Genomic DNA, 18,307 nt, shown 5'->3' on the forward strand with positions numbered 1-18,307 from the left:
ATCTAAATCTGTAAAAGTGTCATTAGATTCATCATAGTTCCAATTAGCGACTTTACGTTTATCTTTATGATATGAGCGTGTCATTTCTTTCTCATACATTCCGTAAGGGATAAGGTAATTAGCTTCTAGTTCATCAGTAATAAATTGGTAATTCATTTCACTGCCGTATCCGGCATCCGCCACGACGTAGTCGGCGGCGTGCGACGTTTCTCCAAAAATATCAGTAAGGAATGGTATTAAAGTACGTGTATCAGTGGGGCGCTGGAAAACATCATAATAGAGAGCAAATTGATTCTGACTAGCTACTTGTAAATTATATCCAGGCTTCAATTGACCATTTTTCATTGGATCTTCTTTCATTCTCATAAAAGTAGCATCGTGATCAGTTTTGGAAAAACTGTTACGATCGCCAAAGATCCCGTTAGCATCTTCATATTTTTTCTTTCGAGGAATCAGGTCGTTTTTTAACAGATGATTATAGTGTTTAAGCTTTCGTCTAAGACGTTTATTTTTAGAGCCACCTACAGCTACTTTTTCCGTTTTAATAACTTCATTAAGTTCAGAAATTTTGGTATCAAGATGAGTAGAAATTTCAGCAAGTTCAGTACTATTTAGGCTTCGAGAGCTTTCCTTGGAAACCTCAATATCAACATTATTTTGGATTACTTCATCATATAAAGCATCTGTTTTTGCGTCCAATTTTGGTTCAGCCTTTTCAACAGATTTTCTCCAAACAAATGTATATTTATTCGCATTTGCCAAAATTTTAGTGCCGTCGATAAACAAGGCGGAATCGTCTATCAGCTCAAGCTGATTTAGACGATTCCTAAATGTTAAGAATAATCTCTTTATGAGTTCCTTTGAGTGATCACCAGTACGAAATCTATTAACGGTTCTGTAGCTAGGAATAGTTAATAGATTTCCCATCAACCAGCGCATTGGTAAGTTTTCTTCTGCCATTTCAGAAATCTTTCTACCTGCAAAAACTTTTCTTGAATAAGCAAACAATAACATCTTTAACAACATCTTTGCCGGATACTCTGGACGGCCAGTCCAAGAGGACTCGGCCTCCAGATCAGCGGTAGGAATCGATTCAACGATAGCATCGATTGCCCAAACAATATGATCTTTTTTTGGAATCCAGTCCAATTCTAGTTTCAAAGATGTTTGATTATTGATATAATTCATTTGCATAGTAAAGACCTCTTTTAATTTTTTTACTTGGCGGTGAAATGACTGAAGACGTTTCTTTACTAGTATATCGAAATAAGGTCCAGAAATCATTACGATTTCTGGACCTTATTTTTGTCATTTAGGACTTTTGTCCCAAACTCTTTTTGTATTTGAATTTAATCAATTCTGTGTCAAGATTTATGTAAACATTTAAGTGGAGGGATTCACCATGGAAGAAAATGAATACGATAATAGCGATTTTTTCAAAGCCTATAGCAAATTTCCACGTTCGGTCGAAGGTTTAAAGGCTGCCGGCGAATGGCCGACTTTTCAAAAAATGTTGCCGGATTTCACAGACAAACGTGTTCTTGATGTCGGTTGTGGCTTCGGTTGGCATGATCTTTATGCGGCTCAACATCATGCTAAGTCAGTTTTAGGAATCGATATTTCCGAAAATATGTTGCACGTAGCCCGAGAAAAGAATCACTATGACAATGTTCACTATCAAAAAATGGCAATGGAAGAGATTGATTTTCCTCAAAATAGTTTTGACGTTGTCATCAGTTCTCTAGCTCTGCACTACACACCTGATTTTAATGATATTTGTCAGCGTCTCAAAAAATGCTTAACGCCTAATGGTGATTTTGTTTTCTCAGTTGAACATCCCATTTTTACTGCTTTCGGCAATCAGGACTGGTTTTATGATGAGAATGGAGAAATCACCTGTTGGCCAGTTGACCACTATTTTACAGAGGGTGAACGGATTGCCAATTTTCTCGATCACAAAGTTGTCAAATATCATAAGACTTTGACTACTTACGTCAACACTTTGATTCAAAATGGCTTCACAATCACTGAATTACAGGAACCAACTCCACCAGCACACTTACTGGACGTTCCCGGTATGAAAGATGAATTCAGAAGACCGATGATGTTGTTAATATCTGCTAAATTAACCGACTAATTTTTAGATGCGCGTTTGAATTGTGTAAACAGCAATGCCACTAAAACCGCCGCAATCAAGCCATTGACCAAGTAAAGTGTTTGATAATCAACCACCGCAAAGGCTGAACTGTAAATCAAAACGCCAATAGGATTCAAAATTTGCACCATCGTGTACATCAAGGTGTTGACCCGCCCTAAAGCTTTAGCTGGAATAACTTCTTGGACATAAGTGAAAACTGGAGGGTCTGAAATTGCTCCCACAAATCCAGAAATAAATTCAATAACTACAAAAATTACCAAAGTAGCTTGTGGCAAAAACTTAATTGAAAAACCTAAAGCAAGTAAATTTACTACTGAAAGCCAATAAGTGACCTTTTCAAATTTGAAGACATCTTTAATCTGGACGATCGTAATGATAATCCCGCCGACGAAAACACCAAACGACAAAACTCCTTGAACATTGCCACTTACCGCCGCTGAATATTTGAGTGTGTGAATTAAAACAAACGGAATTCCAATTTGGAGTGAAATATCAGCTAAATTCAATACCATCGCAATCACAGTTAAAACGACTAATTGTGGTTGTTGTTTTAAAACCCCAACTAAATCAACTTTCTCCGCCTTTTTGACAGTTGTCTTTTTAGGAGTCGCTGAATCAAAATGCGTCAGCCAAGTAATTAATAGCGTAAAACATTCAGCCGCAATTTCAACTAAAATAATCCAAGCAAACGGCACGATACCAAATAAAAATCCTGCTAAAGGTGCTGCCACGATGCTAGCCATCGATACGCCGGTCGTCTGAATCGAATTAAGCCGCTGAATCGATTTTTTACTAACGATTTGTGGTGTTGAAGATAAGTAAGTGATTGAAAACAACCGACCAAAAATATTCATCGCACAAACCAAGACGATTGCCGTATACAAAATATTAGTTCCCAATGAATAAGCCACTAAATACAGCAATAACGAAGCAATCAAAGGCGATTCCGCCAATAAAGCCAATTTCTTATGCGAATATTTATCGATCACCTTACCCAAAATTGGTGCCAGTGCTAGTCCAACGATTGGACCAATAAATAAACTAGTCCCGTAACCCAAAGCCGAACCTGTTACTTTCAACAATTTTAGTGACAAGGAGAAAGAAAAAATTGTTTCTCCTAAAGCATTGATCACTGAAGTACTACCAGCTTTAATTAATTGTAAGTTATCTCGTTCCATAAAAGTCATCCCTAACCAACTTGATTGGCTATGTTATAGCACGTATGGAAACGTAAAATTCATTAATATTCTAAGCGGTCGTTTCTTTTGTTTAACTGGTTAAAAATAACAATTGTTCTATTTCTTTTGAGTGGTTGATGCCGTCTTCCGCAACAGCTCTGGGAAACGCTGGAATGCTGTGGACGCAACTTGAAGCCAATTCCAAAAGCGGGAATTGTCTCCAAGATTGGTCTTTCACTAAACGCTAAAGCGTTAAGTGAAATTTCACGGCTGAGCATTTCCCAGAGCTGTTGCTCCAGACTAGATCTTACGATTCTTTGCTATTATTTCTATAAATTCTGAAGTGGATACTAATTCTATTCAAAAAAGGACTAAACTAACTTACAAATAGATTTACGTTTTACTACTTTAAATGACAATTTAATTTACTAAAAAAGAGGACCTTATTAAAACTGCAAATTACTGCAGTCTAATAAGATTCTCTTTCTTTTATAGTTATTGACATTTATCTTGAATAGAAAAGCACAATAACCAACAAATATACCCCAACCCATTCAAAATAGAACAACTATTCCTAATCAAATGGAAAGTAAATAAATCATAAAAGTGAAATTCAGCCCGGAACAAAAAACTCAATTGGGCTCAGCCCTGAAATTATAGTTAGCGCTTCAGCGCTTACTATAAGGCCAATCTTGAAGATTTTTTCCGGTTTTGAAAAAAGCTTCAAGTTGTGCCCAGAGCGTTCCAGTCCCAATTGAGTTTTTTGTGGAGGGCGGCATACTACACCACCCTCCAAAAAATCAAATAGTGGTTGAGCCAGTTATTAGCTTAACCGGCAAAACATAATTGTTCTCTAACTCGCAATCGTGATCATCGATTCGTTTTAACAACAAGTCGATCATCATCGTTACGATATCAGAAATCGGCTGCATGATCGTCGTCAATTCTGGATGGTAATTTTGAATGAATTTTGTTCCATCATAGCCGACTAATCTAACATCTTCAGGAATCCTCATACCTAAAGCTTTCGCCTGTTGCATTACTAACAGTGCTGTTAAATCGTCGGTACAAAAAATACCATCAACGGTTCTTTTCGACAATAATTCTTTGATCTTCAAACCTTTAATATTCGGTGTTGAAGAAAAACTGATTTCCATTAAATCAAAATCTAAATTCTGCTTTTTCAAAGTATCCTTAAAACCGGTCAAACGAGCACTTGTCGGACTGTTAGGCCGATTAGCACCTGTAATGATCTCTAGTTTTTTGCTACCTGAAAATAACAATGATTGGGCGGCCAATTGACCACCATGATAATTATCGGAACTGACGATTGGAATATTGTCTGACAAGTAACGGTCAAAGGAAATAATTGGTAAGCCAACTTTTTGGTATTCCTCAATTCCCAAATTGTGCGACCCGGCAATTATCCCATCGACTCGGTTTGCCATCAACATTCGTAAATAGTCACGTTCCTTTTCTGAATCACTACCGGCATTGCAAAGTATCATCCGGAAACCTTTTTTAAACAATTGGTCTTCAATTTCTTGAACCATCTGGCCAAAGAATGGATTGCTGACACCTGGTAAGATTACGCCAATCAAGTGCGTCTTCTTACCCTTTAGAGAGCGTGCCAAACTATTGGGTTGATAATTTAATTCCTTCATTGCGGAAAAAACTTTTGTCTTGGTCTTTTCTGACAATGAACCGTAATTATTGATCACCCGTGAAACTGTTGTTGGTGAAACCCCTGCTAGTTTTGCAATATCATCTAAAGTCGCCATATTTTACCTCATCAAAAAATCTTATCCATTCTATGTTGCGTGATGGCCATATTGTTTGCTTCCACAAAAAATCTTGTTCCCTGTGGAAAGATCCGACCGGTGATAACTTTTTGTCCCCCATTGATGTATAGTTCAAAAACGGTGTTATCTAAGTACAAATCAAGGGCGATATCGCGATTCTTTTCGACTTGAGATGTTCGTACGGTCCCAAAATCAGTTGCAAACGCTTCACCCATCTTTGTTCGATCAACTAATATTTTACCATTAGTTGTATCGACGATGATTTGTAATTCTTCACCAAGCTCTGTTTTGAGCAAAATTGATCCCGTTGTATTCTTAGCAACTGTTGACGCAATTTTAGTTTGTGGTGAAATTTCTTTTGAGTTAAGTTCTTCCTTAACTAACTGATTATTCTCGACTACTGGTATTTGGTATAACTGATTATCCTCAATTTTTAATTCTTTGATCAAGCTGAAGCAATTAGCCCAACCTTCGACATCACTTGGATAAGTAGTATCTGGTAGACCTATCCAGCTAACTGTTAATACTCGACCGTCTGGTGCGTTGAATCCGTGTGTTGCATAAACATCGAAACCCTCATCTAAGTTTTTCATCACACTAGGATTGATGAAACTAAATGTCTCCCAGTCAAATTTTTCCCCAATGACATAGGCATTTGGAAAGACATTTGAGTATTGTAACACATCTTTGTCGATTCCTTGTGGACAAAAGATTAGAACTGGTCGATTATCGACAAATAATAGATTTGGACACTCGATCATGTAGCCACAATCTTGGTCGGTAAAGTGTAATTCTGTCTTGTAAGCCCACGGCCCCGTCACGTTGGGTGATTGATAAACTAAAATGTGACCTGTATCATCTTTTCTCCGAGCCCCAATTAAACTATAAAACATGTGGTCATGTTCAATAATTTGCGGATCGCGAAAATGATCAGTGAAACCATTTTTTGGTTCAGGTATCAACGACGTTGGAATTTTTTGAATCTGACCAGTTTTATCCATCCAAGCTCCATTTTGTTTAGGATGACGAACCCAGTTCTCATCACGAACGTTACCGGTATACATGAGAAAAAGTTGGTCATCAATGGGAATCGCTGAACCAGAATAAGCTCCGTGACTGTCTTGTTTATCACCTGGCAAAAGCGTTGGACCATGATCTTGCCAATGTACCAAGTCCTTTGAAGTCAAGTGAGCCCAACTCTTCAGACCATGCACCGCTCCAAATGGATATGATTGGTAAAACAAATGCCACTCATGATTAAAATATGAGAAACCATTCGGGTCATTCAACAGTCCAGTTTTTGGTTGGATGTGATAGCCTAGGCGCCAGTGGGAATTTTTTATTTTATCTTCGATTCTTTTGATACGTCCATCTGACCATTCATCATATGGGCGATATCTTAATTTGGTAGTCCATTTTGTAATGATATTAGTAAGCATAATTTATTACCGTACTTTCCTTATGTGACACCATTGTAACCGTTATTATTATCAATTGTCAATCGTATGACAATTATTGATATATAGTAAAATCAATGTGGTCTCAAAATTAGCTATTGCTTTCAAATTATTTTTGATAAACGTTTGACAATTTAAAAAAACCTTGTAATATAGAAATTGCAAAGCGCTTACATATTCTTTTTAAAAACGGAGATACTTTTATGAACAAAACAAATACTTGGTGGAAGGATGAAATCTTCTATCAGATATATCCAGCCTCATTCAAAGATTCCAATAACGATGGAGTTGGTGACATTCGTGGAATTATTGAAGAGTTGCCCAAAATTCATGCTTTAGGAATCACAACTATTTGGATCTCCCCTGTTTATAAGTCCCCAATGGTTGACAATGGTTACGACATTTCCGATTATCAAGCTATCAATCCTCAATTTGGAACAATGGAAGATTTAGATGAATTAATCGAAAAAGCTAAACAATTAAATATAAAAATAATCATGGACTTAGTAATCAATCACACTTCTAACTTACATCCCTGGTTTCAAAGTGCTATTAAAGACCCAAATAGTCCCTATCGAGACTTTTATATCTTTAAAGACGGAAAAGATGGTTTACCACCAAATAATTGGCGTTCAAACTTCGGTGATGGTTCTTCTTGGTCATTAGTACCTGGAGAAAAGAATCTTTATTATCATCATGTCTTTTCCCCTCAACAACCAGATCTAAATTGGGAAAATAAAAATATGCGCTTTACTATCTACAAAATGATTAATTGGTGGTTAAAAAAAGGTATTGCAGGATTTAGAATCGATGCCATCACTTTCATCAAAAAAGATCAAGACTTTGCTTCAATCACACCGGATGGATCAGATGGTTTAGGCAAAGTTAAGAGAAAATCTGAGAACATACCTGGCATTGAAAAATTCTTAACCGAATTAAATGAAAATACCTTTAAACCTGCCAATGCTGTTACTGTTGGTGAAGCAAGTGGTGTTGATTATTCACAACTAGATGATTTTATCGGCAATGATGGTTATTTTTCTATGATATTCGACTTTCATTACGCCGATATTGATGTGAAGTCTGGTTCAGAATGGTATCGCCAAACAGATTGGACTGTAAAAGAATTGCAAGATGGAATCAATTTGAGCCAGCTTTCCATTCAAAAATATGGCTGGGGAGCAAACTTCCTTGAGAATCATGATCAACCAAGAAGTATCAATAAATTCATCAAAGATCCAAATTACCGCAATAATATTGGTGCCAAAGCTTTAGCAACTTTGTTCTTCTTCTTAAGAGGGTGTCCATTTATTTTTCAAGGACAAGAATTAGGTGTTCAAAATATTGAGCGTAATTCAATCGAAGAGTTCAATGATATCTCCAGCAAACAAAATTACCATCGTGCTTTAGGAGAAGGCTTTAGCCCAAAACAAGCTCTCAAATACGTTAATGATCGTTCAAGAGACAATGCGCGTATTCCATATCCTTGGAATAATCAAGTAAACGACGGGTTCAATCAAGGACATCAAACTTGGTTAGCTTTAGGAAAACATGCTAAAGAAATTAACTGGGAGAATGAAAATTCCGACGAAGATTCAATCTTGAACTTCTATCGTAAAATGATAAAAATTAGACAACTTCCACAGCTAAGAAATGAATTAATAAACGGTGACTTTTCAACAATTTCAACTGATTCATCCAATATTGTTTCTTATCAACGTGGAAAGAATATTCAAGTTTACGTCAACTTATCCTCAGAAGTCGTTGACGTAAATCTTCCACAGCACAAAATTTTATTGAATAATTATTCAACAAACGAATCACACAAACTCCAACCGTACCAAGCAATCTTAATTGAGGTGAAAAATAATGGCTAAAGATTATAGTAATTTAGCAAAACAAATCGTTAATCTAGTAGGTATCGACAATATTCAAACTGTCACTCATTGCCAAACTAGATTACGTTTTGTAGTAAAAGATAGAAAGAAAATTGATGACAAAGCTATTGAGGAACTGGATTTAGTCAAAGGCGTCTTCTTTGGTTCCGGACAATATCAAGTTATCATTGGAACTGGTGTCGTTAATGATGTTTACGAAGCCATCGATAAACTAGGAACCGTCAATGCTATCTATGGCAAAGACGAGGTAGCCGATGAGGAAGAAGCTGATGACAATACGAATAAAACAAAGTTACAACGTTTCATGGCAATGCTTTCTGGTATCTTCATCCCTATCATTCCAGTAATCGCCGCAACCGGTCTCTTCTTAGGTCTACAAAGTGCTTTCACTAATGCTCAAGTTTTGAAACTTTTTGGAGCTGTTCCCGCTGATATCCCCACAAACGTTAATACCGTTATTTCCGTTTTAACTGGTACAGTTTTCTCATTTTTGCCAGCTTTAATTGTTTGGTCAACGTTTAGATACTTTAAAGGTACTCCTATTGTCGGTATCGTAATTGGTTTAATGTTAGTTTCACCAACTTTACCAAACGCTTACGATGTTGCTGGTGGCAGTGCTAAGGCCATCATGTTATTTAATCACATCCCCGTTATTGGTAGTCAAGGTTCAGTTTTAACTGCATTAGTAGCCGGTTTTATTGGTGCTAAAATGGAAATCTATTTTCACAAGCATGTGCCAAATGTCCTAGATCAAATTATCACGCCATTTTTGACTATGCTATTAACCTTCGGAATCATGATTTTAGGTGTTGGTCCAATCGTCCACTGGATTGAAAACTTAATGGTATCTGGTGTCGAAGGTGTTATCAACTTGCCATTTGGTATTGGTGGCTTCTTAATCGGTGCCGCTTACCCACTGATGGTATTAGTTGGTATTCATCAAATGATGATTGCCATCGAAACTTCACTACTTGCCGCAACACATTTAAATCCCTTGATCGTATTAGAAGCTATGTACGGTTTTGCTAACTTAGGTGTTGCCTTAGCTATGATTATGAGAAGTAAATCTAAAAAAGCTAAAGCAACCTTTGTCGGAGCATTCTCATCACAACTATTCGGAGTTTCTGAACCAACCTTGTTTGGTATTTTAATCAGATACAATTTCAAACCACTCATCGTAACGGTTTTGACTAGTGGATTTGGAGCAGCCGTTTTAAGCATCTTCAAAGTTGCTGCTAACTCATATGGGCTTGCCGTTGTACCATCATATTTAATGTATATTTACAACGCACGTGACTTAATCATTTATACAATTGTTTCATTGTTAACAATCGTCGTAGCCTTTGTTGCTACAAATATGTTTGCCATTCCAAAAGATATTTTAGTTGAAGACAAAACTTCACATAAAGAAAACGTCAAAGATAATACTGTTTACTCACCTATTGATGGTCAAACAGTTGCTTTATCAGAAGTAAAAGATCCTGTCTTTTCTTCTGGCATGATGGGTCAAGGAATTGCAATCACACCAATATCAACAACAAACAAAGTTAATATTTATGCACCACAAACAGGTAAATTAACAGTTGTAGCTGACACCGGCCACGCTTACGGTTTAACCACCGATAATGGCACCGAAATTTTAGTTCACATTGGAATCGACACCGTGTCACTCAACGGAAAAGGATTCACAACTAATGTGAAATTAAATCAAGAAGTTCAAAAGGGAGATTTACTAGGAACATTTGATCCAAAAGTAATCCTAGATAAAAAATTAGATGATACCGTCATGGTAATTATCACCAACAGTAAAGATTATCTAAGAGTCGAATCACAACCTGATGAACAAGTTTCAAATGATAAAAGTATTATTGCGCTTCAAGAAAAAGAACCAGCAGTAAATGCTCAACCAGTATTACAAAATTAGTTTTACTAAATATGTTTACTAAAAAAGGAGTCGCCTATTATGGCAACTCCTTTTTTGATACTAATTCTTTTTCTTAAAAAAAAATCTATTAAAGCAATAAATGTCTATAGCGCGTCCAGACTACAAATCAATTTTGCACTAACTACGAATAGAACCGTATCCTCTTCAGACTTTACGAAATCAACTGCAAAGAATTTCAATTTAGTCTGGAGCAACATCTCTGGGAAATGCTCAGCCCTGAAATTCCACTTGGCATTTTTAATGCCTAGTGGAAGACCGAGCTTGGAGACTTTTTCCGGTTTTGAAAAAGGCTTCAAGTCGTGTCCAGAGCGTTCCAGTCATTTCCCAGAGATGTTGCGGAAGACGGCATCCCAGCACAATCAAGCCTTAGCCACAACAAAATAATTGCCTTCGGGATCCATAAAATTGAACGTCAAGACACCGTTAACTTCACTGATTTCGCCGGCACTTAAAATATCATCATGCAATCGGTCAAAATTATCCGAGAAAAACATCAATGAAGGTACTGTCTCATCCACTTCTGGTGAGTAAACTCTTATGTAATCCCTTGGAAAAATCGACAATTCAACTTCACTTGAAACCGCCACGATGACATTTTGATAGCCACCGTTTAAAGTTTGTCTAGCAACGACTTGGCCGCCAAACTCTTCGGTCCAAAATTCGACACTCATATCGACTGAGTCGACGTATAACATAATTCTAGTCTTCATCTTCAAAATCCTTATCCCAAACGACACCCATCGTCTTTTCACCCGTATGGACACTAATAGCTGGGCCCAGGTGACTGGTTGATACTCTGGCGTTAGGAAATTCCGTTTGAAAATCTTGGGCCCATTTTACTAGCAATTCGCGGTTATTGGAGTCAACGACTGTAACGTGAACTGACCAATCGGGATGATCGGTGATATAGGCTTTGATCTTATTTGAAATAGCTTTAAAAGCTCGATGCATCGTTCTTTCTTTAGCTATGGCAAAAATTTTACCATCCTTAAAAGTCAAAAGAGGTTTCACGTCTAATAGACTCCCGATGATTGCTGAATGGTTGCTCAAGCGTCCCGTACGGCTGAGGTGCTTTAAATCATTGACCGCAAAGAAGATGTCAGTTGAGTCTCTCAAGCTCTCTAACCGCTTAATAATCTCTTCTGGAGCGACTTGCTTTTGAGCCAGTGAGCCAGCCAACATACAAAGGTCAGCTTCGGCAGCACTAGCAGCCATTGAATCGAACGGATAAATGTTAGCTTTGTCATAAGTTTTAACAAACATCCGCAAGTTATCCATGAATGAAGTAATTCCTAATGATAAGTGAATCGAAATAATATTGTCGTATCCTTCTTCAACTAATCGATCATAAGCCTCTTGGATTTGAAACATTGAAACTTGTGATGTCGTTGGCAACTCTGGTTCATTGCGTAAGTAATCGTAAAATTCTTTATCAGTTAACTCTTCTGTCTCTTTGTATTGCTTATCTCCCAAAATGACTGTAATTGGTAAGACGGTAATGTTGTATTTCTTAATTTGTTCCGGTGTTAAGTAAGATGCTGTATCTGTTACAACTGCCGTTTTCATAGTCTTCCTCTTTTTCCCGTTACTTTGTTTCCATGCATATAATAATAACATTTTATTATATTTTTTAAATCAGCAGGGTTGTATTAATTGTCAGAAAGCGCTATCATTTTGTTAAGTAAATATTTAGTAAATAGGAGCATAAACATGGACACAAAACAAATTTTAGATGGCTACAAAGAAACTTTTAAAACCGCTGCAGAAAAGCTTTTCTTCTCACCTGGTCGTATCAACTTAATTGGTGAACATACCGACTATAATGGTGGTAACGTCTTTCCTTGTGCAATTAGTCTTGGAACATACGCCGCATACGGCAAGCGTGACGACAATATCGTTTCGATGTTCTCAAAAAATTTGCCCGACAAAGGTGTCATTTCATTTTCTCTTGATGATTTAAAATTTGATAAGGCTGACGATTGGGCTAACTATCCTAAAGGGATGATCCACTTCGTTAAAGCAGCTGGTCACAAATTAGACCACGGTTTCAACCTCTACATCCAAGGAAACTTACCTGATGGTGCCGGACTTTCTTCTTCTGCTTCAATCGAATTATTAATGGGAACGATTTTAAACGACGTCTTCAATTTACAAATTGATCAAGTTGACCTCGTAAAAATGGGTCAAAAAGATGAAAATGACTTCATCGGCGTAAATTCTGGAATCATGGACCAATTCGCCGTGGGAATGGGCAAAAAGAATCAAGCTATCCTACTCGATACTAACTCCATGGAATATCACTATGCTCCAGTTGCCTTAGGTGACAACGTCATCGTCATCATGAATACCAACAAGCACCGGACTTTGGCTGATTCTAAATACAATGAACGTCGCTCACAATGTGAAAGTGCTTTGAAATTACTCCAAGGTAAACTCGATATTAACTCACTTGGTGAGTTGTCAATTGATGAATTCGACCGCAATGCTTATTTGCTCGATGATGACACTTTGATTCGTCGTGCTCGTCACGCTGTTTTTGAAAACCAAAGAACTCTCAAAGCTATCAACTATTTGAAGGAAAACAACTTAGTTGAATTCGGTAAACTAGTTAACGCCTCACACGTTTCACTACACTACGATTATGAAGTTACTGGTAAAGAACTTGATACCTTAGTCAAAGCTGCTTGGGCTCAAGACGGTGTTCTCGGTGCTAGAATGACTGGTGCTGGCTTTGGTGGGTGTGCTATCGCTATCGTTAACAAAGATAAAGTCGCTGCCTTCAAAGAAAATGTTGGTAAAACTTACCTAGATGAAATTGGTTATGCCGCTGACTTCTACATTGCCGAAATCGCCGACGGACCAAAAGAAATTGCTTTAAATGAGGTGGAAAAATAATGTCTTGTGTCGATAAATTTGTCGATAAAATTATCAGTGCTGACAACGACTATCAAGAACTCGACCGGGTCTTCTTGTACAATCAAATCTGCGCTTTAGTTGGTGACGACAATCACCAAGATGGCTCTGACTTAAAGGAAAGTTTAATTCAAACTGCTATTAAAAATAAATTGATTGATGATAGTCAGACTGCCAAAGAAATTTTAAACGACCAATTGATGAGTTTTTTAACACCACTACCTTCACGTGTTAATCAAAAATTCTGGAATCTCTATCAAAAGAGTCCAGAAAGTGCAACTAATTATTTCTATCAAATGAGTCAGGACAATGATTATATCAAGGTCAAAGCGATTGCCAAAAATATCTCTTACCAAACTAAGACTGACTATGGAAATTTGGAAATCACTATCAACTTATCTAAACCGGAAAAAGATCCCAAAGCCATCGCTGCGGCCGGTAAAAATAAACAGACTGGTTATCCTAAGTGTCAATTGTGTCTCGAAAACGAAGGTTATTTAGGCCGACTTGACTATCCAGCTAGAAGTAATCACCGTGTCATTCGCTTCACACTCGGCGGCCAAACTTGGGGCTTCCAATATTCCCCATACGCCTACTTCAGTGAGCATGCCATCTTTTTAAACACCAAACACGTCCCTATGGTTATCAATCAGCATACCTTTAATAACTTAATCGAAATCACACAAATTTTTCCTCAGTACTTTGTCGGTAGCAATGCTGATTTACCAATTGTCGGCGGTTCAATGCTGAGTCACGACCACTACCAAGGAGGCAAACACGTCTTTCCAATGATGAAAGCTCCCATCGATCGTCCAATCGAAATCGGTGTCGACGGAGTTGATGCCGGAATCGTTAAGTGGCCTATGTCAACTATTCGCCTAACTAGCAAACATCCTGACGAACTAGTCAAAGCCGCCAATTTGATCCACGAATATTGGATGAACTATTCTGACAAATCAGTTAACGTTGTTGCACATACCGGTGAAATTCGTCATCATACAGTGACTCCAATCGCTTACCGTTCACAAGACAAGTACGTTTTGGATATCGTCTTGCGTGACAACCAAACTTCAGCTAAATACCCCGACGGAATTTTCCATCCACATGCCGATGTTCAACACATCAAGAAGGAAAATATTGGTCTGATCGAGGTTATGGGTCGAGCTATCTTACCGGCTCGTTTAAAGGATGAACTTAAAGAAGTTGAACGTTACGTTCTGGGATTGCCTAATCAAATGGCTGAATACCACAAGACTTGGGCTGATCAATTGAAGCAAAAATATGACTTCACTTCTGACAATGTCTCCGAAATCGTCGAAAAAGAAACTGGATTAGTCTTTGCCAGGGTTCTCGAAGATGCTGGTGTCTTCAAATGGAACGCTACCGGACAACGTGCTTTCGACAAATTCATTGAGAGCATTCATTAATGACCACTTTACGCGACATTGCCAAACTTGCTAACGTCTCACCAGCGACAGTTTCTCGAGTTCTCAACAATGATTTAACCTTATCAGTCGCCGATGAAACTCGTGCCACTATCTTAAAAATTGCGACTGACTTAAATTATAAGAAAGCTAATCATCCCAACAGCCGTTATCAAAAGCACATTGCTTTAGTGCAGTGGTACTCAGAATCTAAAGAACAAGATGACCTCTACTATATGACGGTTCGTGAAGGTATCGAGCAACAAGCTCCTAAATACGGCTTTCAAATCTCCAGAATTTTTCACAACAATTTAACCGAAATTCCTAATGATACTGACGGTATCATTGCCGTTGGAAAATTAAGTGACGAACAAGTCAACACCATGAAACTAATTTGCCCAAACATTGTCTTCATCGATGACGACCAATTTGGTCAAGGTTTTGACTCTGTATTAACTGACTTCAAATACGGTATTCAAAAAGTCGTCGATTACTTCGTGGATCACGAGATTGAAGATATTGGTTTAATTTATGGCGAAGAAACTTCAACTGATAAATTAAGAACCATTACCGACCAACGCTTCGACAGCTTTAAATTTGCCATGGAAAAACATCATATTTTCCAGAGTAAAAATTGCTTTAAAGGCGACTTCACCAAAGATTCTGGCTATGTTCAAATGATGAAAGCTTTAAACGAGGAAGATTTCCCTCACGCCTTTTTCATCACCAACGACTTGATGGCCGCTGGAGCTTTGAAAGCACTACAAGAAAATGCCGTCGAGGTTCCCAAACGTGTCCAAGTTTTCAGTTTCGACAACACCGCCCTATCACGCTACGTTAATCCTGAATTAAGTTCAGTCGATGTAGCAACAACTCAAATGGGCAAATCCTCAGTCGACTTAATGCACAACTTGTTAACAAACCAACAACATGTAGCAAAACGACTAGAACTGTCAACTAAACTGATTTTCAGACAGTCAACCTCATATTTTGAATAAGCTCTTTGATTGCTTGTAGTTAATTTCCTATTCTATAATTAAGTTAAACATTCAAAGGAGGCCTAGTTATGATGAATTTTGCTGGTTGTCACGGTATTTTTGGTGGCATGATGGGTGGAGGAATGTTTTTCTACGGCTTCATCTTCTTACTAATAATTGCTGTGATAATTTATTTGATCACCCGCAAGAATCAAACGAATCAACCTGAGGCAATCAGAATCCTTGATTCAGAATATGCTAAAGGCAATATTTCCGATGAAGATTATAAGAAACGAAAAGAAAATTTACTTAGCTAGAAAAAACTCATCAGAGTTACGTTTAACGTACTCTGATGAGTTTTTATTTTTCCCAAAGAAATTTGATTAATATTTTATCAACTTGTTTATTTTCATGTAACTTGCTGTGTTGGGCCATTTTACCGACAATCTTCTTTTCTTCATACGACTTAGCTCGCTTTGAAACTAGATACTTCAATGATTTAGATGATGAATTTGTGACTGCGCCATCCGAATGTGTGCCATCGTTAAGGTCACCATAGATGTTCAAAACTTTCGTGTTAGTTGGATAAATTTTGCGTAACTTCAATAATTCTTGATAATACTGATCCATTTGATCAGGCTTACCGGCTTTATTCAGTGTAACTCGATTTGGTTCGTCGTCTTCACCAATGATTCCGTTAAAATGACCGGCAATATCAACTACTTTGTTGATCTTAGGTAAATTTTTATTCGGATAATTGTCCAAAATATAGTAATTGATGGCCATATTTCCCATTGAATGACCGACTAGATTGACTTTCTTAAACTTATAATCTTTTTGCAAGGTGGTAATAACATTTTTCGCCCACAGACCAGCGGTATGATAATTGGTCATTTTATTATTATCGTAATTTACTTCAATAATTGGATTTTTAGCCTTTTTAGGAATTGACCCGATGATTTTGACGTAACCGTTAGGACTGACATTGACGCGAATAATTTTATTTGTCACTCCAGCTTCTTTAGCGGCACCAGTCATCTGAGTTTCTGCCCTGTAACTACTGCCATAACCGTGGAAAAATATCGTTGGAATTGATTCTTGAACGTACTTTTTTGAGATAGTTTTAGCTTGGCAACTTTGGGTAAAGAAACCTAGTGTCATCAATAAAATTATTATTGTTATTGGAAATAAAATTTTCTTTGATTTCATATTTTCCTCCAGACTACAGTCTAATTGTAGTCGGTTGCGTGATTTCTACCTAATCTAAAGCCTCAATTTTATTGACACTGTTAAGCGCTTTAATTATGATGAATTTAATTATTCAAATACTTTTTTAATAAAAGGAGATTTCGTTTATGACCAAAGCTGATGCAACAAAAATTGATTGGAGTAACCTTGGTTTCAACTACATGGATTTGCCTTATCGTTTCTTTGCCCACTACAAAGACGGTAAATGGCAAGATGTTGGCTTGAAGACTGACAGTACCTTGCACATTTCTGAGGCTTCTACCGTGCTCCATTACGGGCAAGCTGCCTTTGAAGGGATGAAAGCTTATCGAACTCCTGACAACAAGATTCAACTCTTCAGACCTGACCAAAATGCCAAGCGATTAAGAAATTCTTGCGAGCGTCTTTTGATGCCAGTCTTCCCTGAAGATGAATTCGTCAAAGCAGTTAAAGAAGTAGTCAAAGCCAATGCCGACTTTGTCCCACCTTATGGAACTGGTGCCACGCTTTATCTACGTCCCTTGATGTTTGGTGCCGGCGAACAGATTGGTGTTCACGCAGCCCCTGAATACATTTTTACCATCTTCGCTATGCCAGTTGGTAATTACTTCAAAGGTGGCCTAACACCAGTCAATTTCACAACTTCTCAATATGACCGTGCCGCTCACAAAGGAACAGGTCAAAGTAAAGTCGGTGGAAATTACGCTGCCAGCCTCTATCCTGGTGATGAAGCACATAAAAATGGCTTTGCCGACTGTGTTTACTTAGACCCAATCGAACACAGAAAAATCGAAGAAGTCGGTTCAGCCAATTTCTTTGGTATCACCAAAGACAACGTCTTTCTAACACCAAAATCACCATCGATCTTACCAAGTATCACTAAGTACTCACTCCTATGGTTAGCCAAGAATCGACTAGGACTAGGTGCAGAAGAAGGCGACGTCTACGTTGATCAACTAGATAAGTTCAAAGAAGCCGGTGCCTGCGGAACAGCAGCCGTAATTTCCCCAATCGGCGGTCTAGAACACAACGGCAAACTCCACGTCTTCTACAGTGAAACCGAAGTCGGTCCCGTTACGAAGAAACTATACGACACTTTAACAGGAATCCAATTCGGAACAGTCGAAGCTCCAGAAGGCTGGATCCAAGTAGTAGAATAACAATTTTTCTTTAGTTTGAATGGTGTATGATGCCGTCTTCCGCAACAGTTCTGGGAAACGCTGGAATGCACTCGTCCTTGTCAAGTTGACATTTTCTTGGCTCAAATAATATAACTTTTTAAGCGACCTCACCCCAAAATTCTTCGTTGGTGAGGCCGTTTCTTTTTT

At 37.8% G+C, this 18,307-nt stretch carries 15 protein-coding genes; 8 read left to right on the forward strand and 7 right to left on the reverse strand.

Annotated elements, in window-relative coordinates; translation table 11 throughout:
• Positions 1 to 1,194 (reverse strand): transposase (locus EGT49_RS11265; RefSeq protein ID WP_167849837.1); only part of this gene is annotated, 1,194 nt, incomplete at its 3' end.
• A gap of 208 nt (positions 1,195 to 1,402) precedes the next feature.
• On the opposite strand from EGT49_RS11265, the gene EGT49_RS11270 reads away from it, so the two are divergent.
• Positions 1,403 to 2,137: a class I SAM-dependent methyltransferase gene (locus EGT49_RS11270; RefSeq protein ID WP_135374411.1), complete on the forward strand. Its 735-nt coding sequence runs from the start codon at positions 1,403 to 1,405 to the stop codon at positions 2,135 to 2,137.
• Here EGT49_RS11270 and EGT49_RS11275 read toward each other — a convergent pair.
• The 3 genes from EGT49_RS11275 to EGT49_RS11285 all read right to left on the reverse strand — a co-directional run bounded on the left by EGT49_RS11275 (position 2,134) and on the right by EGT49_RS11285 (position 6,577).
• Positions 2,134 to 3,336: an MFS transporter gene (locus EGT49_RS11275; RefSeq protein WP_167849838.1), complete on the reverse strand. Its 1,203-nt coding sequence runs from the start codon at positions 3,334 to 3,336 to the stop codon at positions 2,134 to 2,136. The two genes, EGT49_RS11270 and EGT49_RS11275, sit on opposite strands and share 4 nt — an antisense overlap.
• Before the next feature lie 800 nt (positions 3,337 to 4,136).
• Positions 4,137 to 5,117 (reverse strand): LacI family DNA-binding transcriptional regulator, encoded by a 981-nt coding sequence (locus EGT49_RS11280; RefSeq protein ID WP_135374415.1) that lies wholly within the window; start codon positions 5,115 to 5,117, stop codon positions 4,137 to 4,139.
• Positions 5,118 to 5,128: 11 nt separating this feature from the next.
• A complete protein-coding gene (locus tag EGT49_RS11285; protein ID WP_246013845.1) occupies positions 5,129 to 6,577 on the reverse strand; it encodes a sucrose-6-phosphate hydrolase in 1,449 nt (482 codons plus the stop codon).
• A 221-nt stretch (positions 6,578 to 6,798) separates the two neighbouring features.
• Between EGT49_RS11285 and EGT49_RS11290 the strand changes: the two genes are divergently transcribed.
• Positions 6,799 to 8,472: an alpha-glucosidase gene (locus EGT49_RS11290; RefSeq protein WP_135374417.1), complete on the forward strand. Its 1,674-nt coding sequence runs from the start codon at positions 6,799 to 6,801 to the stop codon at positions 8,470 to 8,472.
• A complete protein-coding gene (locus EGT49_RS11295; RefSeq protein ID WP_135374419.1) occupies positions 8,465 to 10,417 on the forward strand; it encodes a PTS sucrose transporter subunit IIABC in 1,953 nt (650 codons plus the stop codon). The genes EGT49_RS11290 and EGT49_RS11295 overlap by 8 nt, the downstream gene beginning before the upstream one ends.
• 380 nt (positions 10,418 to 10,797) lie before the next feature.
• On the opposite strand, the gene EGT49_RS11300 is transcribed toward EGT49_RS11295, so the two are convergent.
• Positions 10,798 to 11,148 carry a VOC family protein gene (locus EGT49_RS11300; protein ID WP_135374421.1) on the reverse strand — a complete coding sequence of 117 codons (351 nt, stop codon included), beginning with the start codon at positions 11,146 to 11,148 and terminating at the stop codon, positions 10,798 to 10,800.
• Entirely contained in the window at positions 11,138 to 12,004 is an 867-nt protein-coding gene (locus EGT49_RS11305; RefSeq protein WP_135374423.1) for a DegV family protein, read from the reverse strand. The genes EGT49_RS11300 and EGT49_RS11305 overlap by 11 nt, the downstream gene beginning before the upstream one ends.
• A gap of 144 nt (positions 12,005 to 12,148) precedes the next feature.
• On the opposite strand from EGT49_RS11305, the gene EGT49_RS11310 reads away from it, so the two are divergent.
• The 4 genes from EGT49_RS11310 to EGT49_RS11325 all read left to right on the forward strand — a co-directional run bounded on the left by EGT49_RS11310 (position 12,149) and on the right by EGT49_RS11325 (position 16,069).
• Positions 12,149 to 13,333, forward strand: coding sequence for a galactokinase (locus EGT49_RS11310; RefSeq protein WP_135374425.1), 1,185 nt, complete (start codon positions 12,149 to 12,151; stop codon positions 13,331 to 13,333).
• On the forward strand, positions 13,333 to 14,778 hold the full coding sequence (locus tag EGT49_RS11315; RefSeq protein WP_135374427.1) for a UDP-glucose--hexose-1-phosphate uridylyltransferase: 1,446 nt from the start codon (positions 13,333 to 13,335) through the stop codon (positions 14,776 to 14,778). Before EGT49_RS11310 ends, EGT49_RS11315 begins: the two co-directional genes overlap by 1 nt.
• Entirely contained in the window at positions 14,778 to 15,773 is a 996-nt protein-coding gene (locus tag EGT49_RS11320) for a LacI family DNA-binding transcriptional regulator (RefSeq protein ID WP_135374429.1), read from the forward strand. Before EGT49_RS11315 ends, EGT49_RS11320 begins: the two co-directional genes overlap by 1 nt.
• A gap of 68 nt (positions 15,774 to 15,841) precedes the next feature.
• Positions 15,842 to 16,069, forward strand: coding sequence for an SHOCT domain-containing protein (locus EGT49_RS11325; RefSeq protein ID WP_246013846.1), 228 nt, complete (start codon positions 15,842 to 15,844; stop codon positions 16,067 to 16,069).
• A gap of 43 nt (positions 16,070 to 16,112) precedes the next feature.
• Here the strand turns inward: EGT49_RS11325 and EGT49_RS11330 are convergent, their stop codons facing one another.
• Positions 16,113 to 16,961, reverse strand: coding sequence for an alpha/beta hydrolase (locus EGT49_RS11330; protein ID WP_135374431.1), 849 nt, complete (start codon positions 16,959 to 16,961; stop codon positions 16,113 to 16,115).
• A gap of 146 nt (positions 16,962 to 17,107) precedes the next feature.
• On the opposite strand from EGT49_RS11330, the gene EGT49_RS11335 reads away from it, so the two are divergent.
• The gene (locus tag EGT49_RS11335) at positions 17,108 to 18,139 is read left to right on the forward strand and encodes a branched-chain amino acid aminotransferase (RefSeq protein ID WP_135374433.1); all 1,032 of its coding nucleotides are present in this window, start codon (positions 17,108 to 17,110) and stop codon (positions 18,137 to 18,139) included.
• Positions 18,140 to 18,307 lie beyond the last annotated feature (168 nt).

This window comes from Companilactobacillus suantsaicola, from assembly GCF_004745525.1.
In the GTDB taxonomy this organism is placed as follows: domain Bacteria; phylum Bacillota; class Bacilli; order Lactobacillales; family Lactobacillaceae; genus Companilactobacillus; species Companilactobacillus suantsaicola.

Coding starts and splice junctions, on each gene's coding strand:
- EGT49_RS11330 (WP_135374431.1), bottom strand. CDS start 16,961: ATGAAATCAAAGAAAATTTTATTTCCAATAACAATAATAATTTTATTG.
- EGT49_RS11290 (WP_135374417.1), top strand. CDS start 6,799: ATGAACAAAACAAATACTTGGTGGAAGGATGAAATCTTCTATCAGATA.
- EGT49_RS11285 (WP_246013845.1), bottom strand. CDS start 6,577: ATGCTTACTAATATCATTACAAAATGGACTACCAAATTAAGATATCGC.
- EGT49_RS11310 (WP_135374425.1), top strand. CDS start 12,149: ATGGACACAAAACAAATTTTAGATGGCTACAAAGAAACTTTTAAAACC.
- EGT49_RS11305 (WP_135374423.1), bottom strand. CDS start 12,004: ATGAAAACGGCAGTTGTAACAGATACAGCATCTTACTTAACACCGGAA.
- EGT49_RS11315 (WP_135374427.1), top strand. CDS start 13,333: ATGTCTTGTGTCGATAAATTTGTCGATAAAATTATCAGTGCTGACAAC.
- EGT49_RS11280 (WP_135374415.1), bottom strand. CDS start 5,117: ATGGCGACTTTAGATGATATTGCAAAACTAGCAGGGGTTTCACCAACA.
- EGT49_RS11270 (WP_135374411.1), top strand. CDS start 1,403: ATGGAAGAAAATGAATACGATAATAGCGATTTTTTCAAAGCCTATAGC.
- EGT49_RS11295 (WP_135374419.1), top strand. CDS start 8,465: ATGGCTAAAGATTATAGTAATTTAGCAAAACAAATCGTTAATCTAGTA.
- EGT49_RS11335 (WP_135374433.1), top strand. CDS start 17,108: ATGACCAAAGCTGATGCAACAAAAATTGATTGGAGTAACCTTGGTTTC.
- EGT49_RS11320 (WP_135374429.1), top strand. CDS start 14,778: ATGACCACTTTACGCGACATTGCCAAACTTGCTAACGTCTCACCAGCG.
- EGT49_RS11300 (WP_135374421.1), bottom strand. CDS start 11,148: ATGAAGACTAGAATTATGTTATACGTCGACTCAGTCGATATGAGTGTC.
- EGT49_RS11325 (WP_246013846.1), top strand. CDS start 15,842: ATGATGAATTTTGCTGGTTGTCACGGTATTTTTGGTGGCATGATGGGT.
- EGT49_RS11275 (WP_167849838.1), bottom strand. CDS start 3,336: ATGGAACGAGATAACTTACAATTAATTAAAGCTGGTAGTACTTCAGTG.